Here is a 13,150-nt window from a genome sequence, read left to right as displayed (position 1 = left end):
CCGTGCTCCGGTTGCCGTCAGCCGGACAGGTCCTGGTCGACCGGCTGGCGGTGCACGCTGCGCACCGCCGCCACGTCCACCGGCACGTCGGGCCGCGCGGGAACCTCGGCGCTCAGCGCGTCGAGCCTGCGCGTGATGCTGCGCGCGACCCCCTTGCCCAGCACGAAACGGGTGGGGCTGACCGCGCGCTGGGCGCCGTCGAGCAACCGGTGGGCGGCCTGGCTGCCGAGGCCGGTGTTGCTCAGCACCAGGTGCCGCAACCGGTGGGGCCGGTCCGCCAACGCGTCCGCGATCGCCGTCGCGGCCGCCGAGTCCAGCCGGTTGTCCTCGGCGCCCAGTACTCCGGCGGCCTTGACTCGCCCGAGGTCGCACACCTCGACGCCCGCCCGCGCGGCCGCGGTCACCAGCCTCGCGGCGGCCTGCGGGCCGATCCCGTTGCTGGCCAGCGAGATCCGGCGCAGCCTGCCTGGGACGAGCGCGTCGGCGAGGACGTGCGCGCCCTCGTCGCCGAGCCCGGCCGCGGACACGTACAGCTCGCTCACCGCGTCGGCCGCCAGCAGTGCCGCGAGAGGGGACGCGCCGGCCGGGCCGAGCGGGTTGCCGCCCACGTAGAGGCGCTCCACGGGCCTGCCCTCGGAGACAGCGGTGATCACGGCCGCTGCCAGGCGTTCCACGGCTGTGGCGTCCAGATCGGTCTGCACGAGGTCCAGAGTGCGCAACGACCGCGCCGCCTCGACGAGCCCGGCGGCCGCGTCGCCGTCGGCGATCGGGTTGCGCTTGAGCCAGATGCCGGTCACGCGGTTCGCCTGGGGTGACATCCGCAGGTTGTCCGCGATGCGGCAGGCACCGCCCGCCGTGATCCCGTTGCAGCCCAGGTAGAGCGTTTCGACCTCGCGCTCGACCGCCTCTCCCGCCACCTCGGCCGCGCCGTCGCCGAGACCGTCGGTGCCGAGCAGCAGGTGCTTGACCACGCCGGGCCGCAACGCCTGCGCGACGAGTGCGGCGCCGTCGGGTCCGAGGTCCTGCTTGCAGAGGTCCAGCCTGCCGTCGGGCAGCGCGGTACCGGTCGGGAAGTCCAGCCGCTCCCCCGTCGTCGTGCCGGTGCGCAGCCAGGCGAGCAGCGGCTCCAGCGGGCTCACCACGCCGCCTCCCGGTAGTCCTTGAGGAACACCCCGGCGACCGGCGTGCCCGCCTCGCCCCGCACGATCGGGTCGTAGACGCGTGCCGCACCGTCCACGACGTCCAGCGGCGTCCGGAACCCGTCCTCTGCCAGCCGGGCCTTCTTCGGCGCGGGGTTCTCGTCGGTGATCCAGCCGGTGTCGACGGAGCACATGTAGACGCCCTGCTCGGCCAGCTCCGGGCCGCTGGTGCGGGTCAGCATGTTGAGCGCGGCCTTGGCCATGTTCGTGTGCGGATGCCCGGAGGTCTTGTTCCGCACGGCGAACCGGCCCTCGACGGCCGTCACGTTCACGACGTACCGGCGCGGGTGCGGCGAGGCCAGCAACAGCGGCAAGAGCCTGTCGCACAACAACGTCGGCGCGAGCGCGTTGACCAGATGTGTCTCCAGCACCTCTGCCGCGTCGAGCTCGCCCACCCGTGCAGACCATGAGTTCGCCGCGGAGGTGTCCGGCAGCAACCCGGCCTCGTCGAGCTGCGCCAGTGCCAGCGCGCCGCTGCTCGGTCCCAGTGCGAGCATCGGGCTGAAGCCGGGCGCCAGCAACGCCTTCGGAGGCGTTCCGGTCTCGCCGGCGATCAACGCCGCGTACGACTCCGGCGGGCGGCGCACGGTCTGGGCGGCGTTGTTGACCAGGACGTCGAGCGGCCTGCCGTCCTCGCGCAACGACTCGGTGAGGCCGAGCACCTGACGTGGGTCGCGCAGGTCGATGCCGACGACCGTCAGCCGGTGCAGCCACTTCTCACTGCCGGGAACCTCCTCGAACCGCCGATGCGCGTCGCGCGGGAACCTCGTCGTGACGAGCAGGTCAGCTCCGTCCCGCAGCAGCATCAGCGCCACCTGGAAACCGATCTTCACCCGCCCTCCGGTGAGCAGGGCCCTGCGGCCGCTCAGGTCTGCGCTCGCGGTGCGGCGCTCCGTGTTCTCGCGCGCGCAGGCCGGGCAGAGCCGGTGGTAGAACGCGTCCGCGAGCCGGTAGAAGTCCTTGCACACGTAGCAACGCCGGGACTTGGCCAGCTCGCGGGTGCCCGTGGCGTCGACCGGAGGAAGCGGTGCGTCCTCCCGGCGGTCCAGCGCGCCCGTGGCGGTCGCCGCGTCCACGGCGGCGTCGGCTCGGGCGTCCTCCGCGCCGCGCACCTTCCTGCGGTGCTTCCTGCCCTCGCGCGCGAACGACTCGGCGACCCGTTCGGCCTTGAGCCGCACCGGGTCGTCGGCCGGGAGCGCCCGCAGCCGCGCGACGGTGTCGTGGAACGCCGCGAGGTCGGCTTCGGTGATCATGCTGTCTCCCGTCGCGTGGCCCCGGCCGGATTCGAACCGGCGTCCTCCACCCTGCAAAGGTGGCGCGACTGCCTCTGCGCTACAGGGCCTGGCCTGCCGGGGCGGCCGGATTCGAACCGGCGTGTGATGGATTCGGAGTCCACTGCGACTGCCTCTGCGCTACGACCCCGGCATTGCCGTCATCGTATCCGGCCTGTTCTCCCCGCCCCTGCGGCCCTGCTGTGGTGGCCGGGCGGACGCGAAATAGGCATGTTGTGCCGATGCGGCACGCCCGCGAAGCGGTTGATGATCAAGCCCGCGGACCGCGGCCCCTCGCCGTCGCACGGCGACGTGACGGCCCTGCGGTTGCGCGACCTCGACCGTTCCGCACAGGAAGTGGGATTCACGCATGTCCACTGCAGTCGTGTCACGGGCCGCCGGCAGGCGTTGGTGGTGGTTCCTGTGGGGGCTCCTCGCGCTGCTGGCTCTCGCCACCGCCGCCGTCTTCGTGCCGCCGTACCTGGTCGGGGGCACGACGGTGCCGGGTCTCGACCGGACGACGCCGGGCTACTACACGAGTCTCGTGATCCACGCGCTGCCCGCCGGCATCGCGCTGGTCACCGGGCCGTGGCAGTTCGTGCCGAAGCTGCGGACGCGCTACCCGCGGCTGCACCGGGTGACGGGGCGGGTCTACCTGGTGGCGGTCGTCGTCGCCTCGCTCGCGGCCGTCTACTCGTCGGCGGTCACGAAGAGCGGGTTCGCGTTGCAGGTCGCCTTCTTCGTGCTGATCATCGCGTGGCTGTACACGGCGGCGAAGGCCTACAGCACCATTCGGCAGGGTGAGGTGCAGATGCATCGCGTCTGGATGATCCGCAACTACACGCTGACGTTCGCCGCGGTGACGTTGCGGCTCTACCAGTTGCCGCTGCTCGCGTTGATGAACTCGGTGACGTGGCTGGAGTACCGCGAGGTCTACACGACGAGCGCGTGGCTGTCGTTGCTGGGCAACGTGCTCGTGGCCGAGTACTTCATCGTCCACCGGTTCCTCAAGGGGCAGCGAAAGGTGCCGGTAAGCACCGGGTGAGGTCCCGGCCGTCAGAATGAGCGGTGTGGTGATGATCGGCCGGCACGGCGAACAGCGGCGTGTTGACGAGCTCGTCGGGCGTGCGCGCGAGGGTCGCGGTGGTGCGCTGGTGCTCAGCGGTGAGGCGGGCATCGGCAAGAGCGCGTTGCTCGCGCACGCGGTGGGGGCGGCCTCCGGGTTCCTCGTGCTGCGTGCGGCCGGGTCCGAGTTCGAGCAGGAGCTGCCGTACTCCGCGCTGCACCAGCTCTGCGTCCCGGTCCTCGGTCACCTGCCGGACCTGCCCGCGCCTCGCCGGGAGGCGGTGCGGATCGCGTTCGGGCTGGCCGGTGGGACGCCGCAGCCGTTCCAGGTCGGTCTGGCGGTCCTCGACCTCGTCACCGCGGCGGGGCGGCCGGTCCTGTGCGTGATCGACGACGCGCAGTGGCTCGACTCCGTCTCGTCGCAGGCTCTCGCGTTCCTCGCTCGTCGGACCGGGGCCGACGCCGTCGCCGTGGTGCTCGCGCTGCGTTCGTCCACAGTGGACGCGCTCGGCGAGCTGCCGCTCCTGCACGTCGGCGGGCTGGGCGACGAGGACGCGAAGGCCCTGCTGGCGGCGCGCCACCCGTTCCCGCTCGACGACCGGGTTCGCGACCGGCTCGTCGCCGAGGCCGGTGGCAACCCGCTGGCGCTGCTGGAACTGCCCCTGGACGGCGGATTCACCGCTCCTGCCGCGGTGCCGTCGCGGGTCGAGGAGGGGTTTCGCGTCCGGCTGGCGGATCTGCCCGATGACGCACGTCTGCTGCTCACCATCGCCAGTGCGGATCCCACCGGTGATCCCGGCCTGCTGTGGCCCGCTGCGGAAGCGTTGGGGGTCGGCGGAGCGGTGGCGGAGACCGCCGGGCTGGTCGAGTTCGGCGCGCGCGTCCGCTTCTGCCATCCGCTGGCGCGTTCGGCGGTCTACCGGGCCGCGTCCGAGGGCACGCGACGTGCGGTGCACGGGGCTCTGGCCGACGCCACGGACGCGCTCACGGCACCGGACCGGCGGGCCTGGCACCGCGCGCAGTCCTGCGCCGGGCCGGACGAGGGCGTCGCAGCGGACCTGGAGCAGTGCGCGGCACGGGCCCGGTCGCGGGGCGGCGTCGCGGCGGCGGCAGCGTTCCTCGAACGCGCGGTCGCCCTGTCGCTGGACGGACGACGCCGCGCCACGCGCACGCTGGCCGCCGTGGAGGCCTGCGTCGAGGCGGGCGTCCTAGAACGCGCCGCGGATCTCCTCGCCACCGTCGAGACCACCGCGCTCGACGAGGTCCAGCACGCTCGCGCCGACCAGCTGCGGGGCCGGATCGCATTCAGCAGGCCCGGCGACACGAGTGGTCCGTCGTGGACGGTGAGCGCGGCGCGACGCCTGGCCGGCCCTGCGCCCGACCTCGCCCGCGAGTGCTTCCTCGACGCCGTCGAGACCAGCTTCGTCGTGGGCCGCGCGGGCGGTGTCGTCGAGGAGGTCCTCGCCGCGGCTCGCGCCGTGGCACCGCCTCCTGGCGAGCCGGACCTCCTCGAAGCGCTGACCACCTGGGCCGAGCACGGGTACGGCGCCGCGCTTCCGCTGCTGCGGGCCGCACTGCACAACGGCCAACTCCGCCGGCCCGCGCTGGCGTCGATGATCGGCACCGACCTGTGGGACCTCGACACGCAGTTCACCCTCGCCGAGTGGCTGCTGAAGGCGGGGCGCGAGTCGGGTTCGCCGATGCTGCTCAGACTCGCCTTCGCCCAGAAGGCGACCGGGGCCGTGCTCTGCGGTGACGTCGGCCAGGCGCTCGCCGCGACCGCCGAGGAGGAGGCGATCGCCGACGCGGTCGGGGAACCGCCGTTGCGACACCACCGGCTCCTGCTGGCGGCGATGAGCGGCCACCGCGAGGAGACCTTGGACCTACTCCAAGCCGGCGGCGGCTCCGGGCACGTGGCCAGCCTGCACTGGAGCGCCGCGTTGCTGCACAACGGGTTGGGTGACCACAAGGCGGCACTATCGGCGGCCCGCGCGGCGACGGAGCACGGCGACCTGTTCCTCGTCGGGGTGGCCCTGCCCGAACTCGTCGAAGCCGCCGTCCGGCAACGACAACCCGATGTGGCCGCACGAGCGCTGGAGGCGTTGACCGAACGCACCCGCGCCGCCGGGACCGATCTCGGCCGGGGAGTCACGGCCTACGCCCGCGGCCTGGTGACGGGCGCAGAGGACGACTACCGCGAGGCCGTCGAGTCACTTGAGGACAGTCCGCTGCGCCCCTACCGGGGCCGAGCCCACCTGCTGTACGGGCAGTGGCTGCGGCGCGCCGGACGGGGCGACGAGTCCCTGCGGGAGCTGCGCACCGCCCACGACCTGTTGACGGCGTCTGGAGCAGAGGGGTTCGCCGCACGTGCCGCCGAGGAACTCCGCGACGCCGGGCAGGAGATCGCCCATCGGCCCGCGTCGACCCACGAAACCCTTACGCGGCAACAGCTGGCGGTCGCCCGGCTGGTCGCCTCCGGTGCGACGTCGAACGAGGTCGCGGGGCAGCTGTTCGTCAGCAAGCGCACGGTCGACGCGCACCTGCGGGCGATCTTCCACAAGCTCGGGGTGACTTCCCGGCGGCAGCTCAGGGACCATCCGGGGCTTGCGCCGTGAAGGTCGGCGGGGTTGCTTCGGCGGTGTCTCGATCGTCGTGCGTGGTCAGCCCGCATCCTCCGCGGTGCCGTACTCGTCGTGCCGGCGCCACCACACGTACGGCGGCTCCTGCGGGTACCCCTCCGGCGAGTCCTCCCACTCCTCCTGCCGCCCGAGCGGCGTCAGGTCGAGCAGGCTCCAGACGTTCCCGATCTGCTCCGCCGAACGCGCGTTGGTGAAGTAGGTGCGGTAGAGGTCGTCGCCGTCGCGGACGAACACGTTGAGGCCGAAGTACTCGTCGACGCCGAAGTCCTCCGAGAAGTCGTCGTGCGTCGTGTACCAGGGGATGTCACCCCAGCCCATGCGGTGGGCGTACCGCTCGATGTCGGGTTGCGGGGCGGCGGAGGCCAGCACGAACGTCGTGTCGCGGGCGTTGAGGTGGGCCAGGTGGCCGAGGTTGTCGGTGAACATCGCGCAGCCGCTGCACCCGCCCTCCGGCCAGTCGGCGACACCGGGTTCGAAGAAGTGCCGGTAGACGATCAGCTGGCGGCGCCCGTCGAACAGGTCGGGCAGGCCGGCTTCGCCTTGCGGCCTTTCGAAGACGTACTGCTTCTCGATCCGGAGCCACGGCAGGCGGCGACGCTCCGCCGCCAACGCGTCCTTCGCGCGGGTGTGCTCCTTCTCCTTGCGCAGCAGCACTTCGCGGGCCGCGTTCCAGTCGTCGGCGGACACTGCGGGTGGGGTCTTCACGAGGGCCGCTCCTTCCGGGTCGGTCTCCAGCAGAACCCGGCGGCGGGGGCGCGGCAACTCGCGGGGCGTCTACCAGTCGAGTCGCGCGGGGAGGAACGGGATCTCGTCGGGTGCGTCCTTGCGGGCGCGGAGCAGCTTCTCGGCAGGAAGGCCCGCCGGGACGCGCAGTGCGGGGGCCGGGTGTTCGATCGTGTCCGCGACGACCGTCGCGACCTCCTCCGGCGTGACCGACTCGCCGCGCAGGGCGCCCACCTGCCGCAGCAACGGGAGGTACGGGTCGTCGTCGGCGAAGAAGGCCTTCGCCCGTTCCGCTCCGCCGGACGAGACCGCGCCCGGCTGCACGATGCTGACCTTCACGCCGAAGTGACCGGCTTCGAGGGCGAGGCCCTCCGCGATCGCCTCCAGCGCCCACTTGCTGGCGCCGTACGGGGCGATGACCGGGAGCACCACCCTGCCCTGGACGCTGGAGACGAAGACGAGCCGGCCGGAACCGCGTTCGCGCATCGCGGGCAGCACTGCCTGTGCCACGCGCAGCGCACCGAAGGTGTTGAGCTGGAACAGGTTCTCCAGTTCGGCGATCGGCACGCTCTCCAGCGGCGCGCGGACGGTGGCGCCCGCGTTGCTCACCAGGACGTCGACCTCGCCGGCCGCGCCGACGGCCTCGTCGACGCTCGCCTGGTCGGTCACGTCGAGTGGCAGGCGCAGGTCGGCGGGCACGTCCGCCAGGTCCCGCGGGTGACGGGCGGTGGCGATGACGCGGTGGCCGCGCCCCGCCAGTTCGACGGCGATGGCGCGGCCGATTCCCCTCGACGCGCCGGTGATCAGAACAGATGACATGAGAACCTCCTCGCTCCATGCTATGTCGGTCGACATACTTTGCAACAAGCTATGTCGGACGTCATACCTTCAGGTAGCGTGACGGCATGGCAGGCCGGCGCTCCGACGCACGTCAGAAGATGGTGTCCGCTGCTCGTGAGCTGTTCCGCGAGCAGGGCTACCACGCGACGGCGCTGTCGGACGTGGTGCAGCGCAGCGAGGCGCCCCGCGGTTCGGTGTACTTCCACTTCCCCGGCGGCAAGGCCGAACTCGCGGCCGAGGCGGCGGAACTGCACACGCGGGAACAGGTCGCGAACATCGACAGGGCGGCCGCGGACGCCCGAACGCCCGCCGACCTCGTCCGCGCCTACCTGGACCTGGCGAGGGCCGCCCTGGTGGCGAGCGACTACCGGCAGGGTTGCGCTGTCGCGCCGCTGGTGATCGAGTCGGCCGACCTCGGCGAGGTCAGCGCGCGCTCGTTCACGGCGATCATCACCGCCCTGACAGGCCACTTCACCACGCTCGGACTCGACCAGGCCAATGCGCGAACGCTCGCGGACGCGGTCGTCGCCGGGGCCGAGGGCGCGCTGATCACGGCCCGGGCGTTGCGCTCCACCAGCCCGTTCGACGCCGTGCAGGCCGTGTTCGCGAGGTGAGCGGAGCCATGCGCGCGACGCATGACTGAGGTGCGAAACCATCGCTGGTGCTCATGGCTGTGGCTTCCTAGCGTGGAAGCCATGTCCACTTGGTTCATCACAGGAGCGTCCAGGGGGATCGGGCGCGAACTCGTCGAGCAGGTCCTCCAGCGCGGGCACCGCGTGGCCGCCACGGCGCGCGATCCCCGCAGGCTCGACGACCTCGCGGAGCGGTACGGCGACCGGTTGTGGCGCCGCGCTCTCGACGTCACGGACACCGTGCAACTCCAGCAGGTCCTCAAGCAGGCGTTCGCCGAGCACGACCGCATCGACGTGGTCGTCTCCAACGCGGGCAGCGGTGTGTTCGGCGCGGCCGAGGACCTGAGCGACCAGCAGGTCGAGGACTCGATCGCCACCAACCTGACCGCGTCGATCCAGGTCGCGCGCAGGACGGTGCCGTTGCTGCGGCAGCAGGGCGGCGGGGTGCTCGTGCAGGTGTCCAGCATGGGCGGTCACATCACGTTCCCCGGCTTCGCGATCTACCACGCCACCAAGTGGGGTGTGGAGGGCTACTTCGAGGCCCTGGCCGCGGAGATCGCGCCGTTCGGCATCAGCACGGTGCTCGTCGAGCCCGGCATGGTCCGCACGAGCTTCTACGACTCCGCGCAACGCGTGCCGGTCAGCGAGCCCTACCGGGGTGGGCCCGCCGACACCTCACCGCCACCGGTCGACTCGATGCCCGGCAGTCAGTCGGGGGTCGCGAACGCGATCATCAACGCCGCGCTGTCCGACGCGCCGCCGTTGCGGCTGCTGCTCAACTCCGACGCCTACGAGCTGGTCACGAACGCGGTGCGGGAGCGGCTCACGGCGTTCGAGGCGCAGAAGGAGTCCGCGCACGCCGCCGATCACGAGGTGTGAGGCGATACTGGCCCGCATGTCGGAGATGACCTTGGCCGGGCTGCGCGTCGTCGTCGAAGTGGCACGACGCGGGTCGTTCACCGCGGCCGCGGACGCGCTCGGGTACACGCAGTCCGCGATCTCCCGGCAGGTCGGCGTGATGGAGGCGGCGGTCGGCAGCCCGCTGTTCGAGCGGTGGGCGCGCGGGGTCCGTCCCACGGCCGCGTGCGAGGCGTTGCTCGGGCACGCGCGCCAGGTCGTCGCGCACCTGGAGGCCGCCGAACTGGAGATCGCGGGGCTGCGCGACCGGATCGCGGGACGGCTGGCGGTCGGCGCCTACCCGACGGCGGCCGCAAGCCTTGTGCCGCAGGCGATCGCGCGTGTGAAGGAGAAGCACCCCGCGTTGACCGTTCGACTCGGGGAGGCGGGCAGTCCGGTGTTGCTGCGCCGGCTGCGGGCCGGGCGGATCGAGGTCGCGGTGATCGCGGTCGGCGACGGGCTGCCCGACTACGACCTGGCGGGGTTGCGCACCGAGTCCGTGCCCGTCGGGCGTGGACTCGGTGTCGCCGTGGCGAACGGGCACCCGTTCGCCGGGCAGGCCGAGGTCGACGTGCGCGACCTCGCCGACCAGGTGTGGGTCGTGGGCGCGGGCAAGGACGGCGACCCGCAGTTCGGCGCGTGGCCGACCCTGTCCGCGCCCCATGTCGGTCATGAGGCGCGGACCTGGCAGACGCGGCTCGGGCTCGTCGCGGCCGGGCTCGGCGTGTCCGTCCTTCCCGGACTGGCCGCGGACGTCGTCCCACGTGGTGTCACGTGGGTCCCCGTCCGCGACCCCGGCCTGACCGAACGGCGCCGGACCGTCGTCGTCACCGGGGACGACCGCTCCCCCGCCGCCGACGCGGTCGTCCAGGCGTTGCGCTCAGGTCCGGGTGGCCCGTGAGCGCCACAGCACCAGGACGAAGTACGGCGTGCCCACCAACGAGATGACGAGACCCGCCGGCACCTGCGCCGGAGCGATCACCGTGCGCCCCAATGTGTCCGCGACGCTCACCAGGATCGCGCCGATCGCCGCGGCCACGGGCAGGACGCGGGCGTGCCTGCCGCCGACGAGAGACCGCGCCAGGTGCGGCGCGACGAGACCGACGAAGGCCACGACACCGATCGCGGCGACGGCCGTCGCCGCGAGGACACCGCACGCGGCGAGGATCACCACGCGCGACCGTTCCAGGGGCAGACCGAGGATCCGGGGTGTGTCGTCGTCGATGCTCTGCAGGTCGAGCTCGCGGTGCCGCGACCACAGCAGCGGGGTCAGCACCGCGAGGGCGATCAGGCCGGGCACGACCTGGTCCAGCGTCCTGCCGTAGGTCGACCCGGACAACCACGTGAGGGCCTTGGCCATGTTCCACGGGTCCGACGTCACGATCATCAGCGTGATCAGCGCCATCCCGCCGGACCAGAGCCCGATGCCGATGATCACCAACCGGTCCGAGTCCAGGCCCGACCGCCACGCCAGGCCGTAGACCAGCGCGAACGCGACCAGCGCACCCGCACCGGCGGCTCCCGCGATCTGCCACGCTCCCGCCAGCGGCACGAACGTGATCAGCGCGATGGCACCGAGGCCCGCGCCCGCGGTGATGCCCAGCAGGCCTGGTTCGGCGAGCGGGTTGCGGCTCACCGACTGGATGCCGCAGCCCGACAACGCCAGCGCGGCGCCCGCGGTCAGCGCGGCCAGCACGCGGGGCAGGCGCTGGTCGAGGACGAACGTCAGCGCCGTGCCGGTGCGGCCGGACACCCAGTTCACCAGGTCTCCCAGCAGCACGAGCCGGTCGCCGAACAGCATGCCGACGATCGGCGCGGCCACCAGCAGCACCGCGACGGCCACGCCCGTGATCACCAGGCGACGGCGCGAACCCGCCACTGCGACACGGCCCGCCGGAGGTTGGCGGCGGGACCCGCCGGGACGGCCGCGTCGGGCCAGCCACACGAGGACCACCGCGCCCAGCACCGTCGTGATCACACCGGTCGGCACGCGCAGTGCGCCCGCCGCTCCCATCGCGGCGCGGAGGAGCACGTCGGCGCCGAGCACCAGCACGACGCCCAGAAGTCCCGACAGGGGAAGCAGAACGCGGTGCCTGCCGCCCTTGGACATCAGCAGCCGCGTGATCACCGGCGCGCACAGGCCGACGAACCCGACGGGCCCGGCGACCGTCACCGCGGCGGCGGTCAGCGCCACCGTCAGCAGCACGGCTCCGACGCGGGTGCGGCGGACCTTCAGGCCCACGACGGTCGCGTTGTCGTCGCCGAGCGCGAGGACGTCCAGCGACCGGCCCATCGCGACCAGCGCGATAGTCGCGGCGAGCACGACCGGCGCCATCTGGGCGGTGGCGTCGAGGTTCGCGACGCTCAGCGAGCCGCTGCCCCAGGCGAACAGCCCGGTCGTCTCCTGCTCGTAGGTCAGCAGCAGGAGGATCGTGATCGACTGCAACGCGAGCGTCACGGCCGAGCCGATCAGGACCAGTCGCGGCGTCGCGGAGCCCGCACCGGACAGGCCCAGCACGACCGCCGCGGCGGCCAGCGCCCCGACGAACGCCGTGGCGCCCGCGGGCAGCGTCGGCAGGGTGACCCCGAAGGCGGACACCGCGACGACGGCCAGGTACGCGCCCGCGTTCACGGCGAGGGTGTCGGGCGCTGCCAACGGGTTGCGGGCCACGGACTGCATGCCCGCGCCCGCGACGCCCAGCGCCACACCGAGCAGCAGCGCCGTGAGCAGGCGCGGCACCCGTGAGCCGGACAGCACGGCGTACGTCTGCTCGTCACCGGCTCCGACAACGGCGCGCAGGACGTCGAGCACGCCGGTGTCGGCGGTGCCCTGGGTGAGGTGGACGGCGGCGAGCAGGACGATGACGACCAGGCTCGCCGCCGCGACGACGGCGTTCCTCACGGTCAGGCGAGGGCTTTCACGAACTGGTCGGCGATGCGGACCACGGACTTCGGCCCGCCGAACGTCCAGGTGCCCGGCTCGAACTTGTGGACCTGCTTGGACGCCACGAACGGCAGCCGCTGCCACACCGGGTTCTGCGCGAGGCCGGTGGTGAAGACGTCGTCCTCGGACGCGCTGTAGAACAGCACGGTCTTCGGGTCGGTGAGCGCGGTCAGGCCTTCGACGTCGGTCTGGCCGAGCGCCCACTGCGGGTCGACCTGGCCGGTCCAGGCGTTCTTCAGGCCGAGCGCCTCGGCCGTGTCGGAGACCAGCGAGCCCTTGCCGAACGGGCGGATGCTGACCGTGCTGCCTTCGAGGTAGCCGTCGGCCATGAAGAACGGCGTGCCCGCCTTGGCCTCCAGGGTCTTCTTGCCCTCCGCCAGCTTGGTGTCCATTTCGGACAGCAGCTTGTCGGCCTCCGCGGTCTTGCCCATGGCCTGGGCGATCATCTTGACGTCCTCGCGCAGGCGGTCGAAGTTGCGCGCGGCGTCACTGGACTTCGTGACCACGACCGGCACGTACTTCTCCAGCTGCGGCACGACGGTCGAGTCGCGCTCGGCGGCCATCACCACGACGTCCGGGTTCAGCGCGACGATCGCGTCCACGCTGGGCTCGCCGCGCTTGCCGACGTCCTTGACCGACGCGTCCAGCGCGACGGCCGCGTCCCACGTCTTGTAACCGGCGGTGTCGGCCACGCCCACCGGCATCACGCCGAGCGACGCGACGATCTCGGCCTCGCCCCACTCCAGGGCGACGACGCGCTTGGCGGCGGACTTCAGCTCGACCGCCTTGCCGCGCGAGTCGGTGACCGAGACCGGCCCGCCCGCGTTCTCGCCGGACTGACCGGACTGGGGTGTCTCCGTGGTACCGCAGGCGGCCAGGACGATCGCGGTGGCCGCGACCAGGATCGGGATGCGCATGACAGTTCTCTCCAGACAGGGCG

Annotated in this window: 11 protein-coding genes and 2 tRNA genes; 5 read left to right on the top strand and 8 right to left on the bottom strand. The window is 72.5% G+C overall.

Annotated elements, in window-relative coordinates; translation table 11 throughout:
- Positions 1-17: 17 nt before the first annotated feature.
- From ACFWN2_RS12815 to ACFWN2_RS12800, 4 genes are all read right to left on the bottom strand, one after another.
- A complete protein-coding gene (locus ACFWN2_RS12815) occupies positions 18-1,142 on the bottom strand; it encodes a ribonuclease inhibitor (RefSeq protein ID WP_382427147.1) in 1,125 nt (374 codons plus the stop codon).
- Positions 1,136-2,452, bottom strand: coding sequence for an SDR family NAD(P)-dependent oxidoreductase (locus ACFWN2_RS12810; RefSeq protein WP_382427146.1), 1,317 nt, complete (start codon positions 2,450-2,452; stop codon positions 1,136-1,138). The genes ACFWN2_RS12815 and ACFWN2_RS12810 overlap by 7 nt, the downstream gene beginning before the upstream one ends.
- Positions 2,453-2,468: 16 nt before the next feature.
- Positions 2,469-2,541 (bottom strand) — tRNA-Ala (locus ACFWN2_RS12805).
- Between the two features lie 7 nt (positions 2,542-2,548).
- A tRNA-Arg gene (locus tag ACFWN2_RS12800) sits at positions 2,549-2,622 on the bottom strand.
- 218 nt (positions 2,623-2,840) lie between these two features.
- On the opposite strand from ACFWN2_RS12800, the gene ACFWN2_RS12795 reads away from it, so the two are divergent.
- Both ACFWN2_RS12795 and ACFWN2_RS12790 read left to right on the top strand, forming a co-directional pair.
- Entirely contained in the window at positions 2,841-3,515 is a 675-nt protein-coding gene (locus ACFWN2_RS12795) for a DUF2306 domain-containing protein (RefSeq protein ID WP_382427144.1), read from the top strand.
- A 16-nt stretch (positions 3,516-3,531) separates the two neighbouring features.
- The gene (locus tag ACFWN2_RS12790; protein ID WP_382427143.1) at positions 3,532-6,150 is read left to right on the top strand and encodes an ATP-binding protein; all 2,619 of its coding nucleotides are present in this window, start codon (positions 3,532-3,534) and stop codon (positions 6,148-6,150) included.
- Positions 6,151-6,195: 45 nt separating this feature from the next.
- On the opposite strand, the gene ACFWN2_RS12785 is transcribed toward ACFWN2_RS12790, so the two are convergent.
- Complete coding sequence (locus ACFWN2_RS12785; RefSeq protein ID WP_382427142.1) at positions 6,196-6,879, bottom strand: DUF899 domain-containing protein; 684 nt, start codon at positions 6,877-6,879, stop codon at positions 6,196-6,198.
- 69 nt (positions 6,880-6,948) lie between these two features.
- Entirely contained in the window at positions 6,949-7,716 is a 768-nt protein-coding gene (locus ACFWN2_RS12780) for an SDR family oxidoreductase (RefSeq protein WP_382427141.1), read from the bottom strand.
- Between the two features lie 86 nt (positions 7,717-7,802).
- Here ACFWN2_RS12780 and ACFWN2_RS12775 point away from each other — a divergent pair, with 86 nt between their 5' ends.
- From ACFWN2_RS12775 to ACFWN2_RS12765, 3 genes are all read left to right on the top strand, one after another.
- Positions 7,803-8,351, top strand: a complete 549-nt coding sequence (locus tag ACFWN2_RS12775; RefSeq protein ID WP_382427139.1) for a TetR/AcrR family transcriptional regulator — start codon at positions 7,803-7,805, stop codon at positions 8,349-8,351.
- Positions 8,352-8,432: 81 nt separating this feature from the next.
- Complete coding sequence (locus tag ACFWN2_RS12770; protein WP_382427137.1) at positions 8,433-9,248, top strand: SDR family oxidoreductase; 816 nt, start codon at positions 8,433-8,435, stop codon at positions 9,246-9,248.
- A 16-nt stretch (positions 9,249-9,264) separates the two neighbouring features.
- Complete coding sequence (locus ACFWN2_RS12765) at positions 9,265-10,167, top strand: LysR family transcriptional regulator (RefSeq protein WP_382427135.1); 903 nt, start codon at positions 9,265-9,267, stop codon at positions 10,165-10,167.
- Here ACFWN2_RS12765 and ACFWN2_RS12760 read toward each other — a convergent pair.
- A complete protein-coding gene (locus tag ACFWN2_RS12760; protein WP_382427134.1) occupies positions 10,147-12,168 on the bottom strand; it encodes an iron ABC transporter permease in 2,022 nt (673 codons plus the stop codon). The genes ACFWN2_RS12765 and ACFWN2_RS12760 overlap by 21 nt on opposite strands.
- Before the next feature lie 2 nt (positions 12,169-12,170).
- A complete protein-coding gene (locus ACFWN2_RS12755) occupies positions 12,171-13,127 on the bottom strand; it encodes an ABC transporter substrate-binding protein (RefSeq protein WP_382427133.1) in 957 nt (318 codons plus the stop codon).
- Between the last annotated feature and the right edge of the window lie 23 nt (positions 13,128-13,150).

The sequence above is a fragment of the Lentzea sp. NPDC058436 genome, assembly GCF_042721515.1.
In the GTDB taxonomy this organism is placed as follows: Bacteria; Actinomycetota; Actinomycetes; order Mycobacteriales; family Pseudonocardiaceae; genus Lentzea.
Note: the sequence above shows the minus strand (reverse complement) of the source record. Positions and strands in the feature narration are given on the sequence as shown.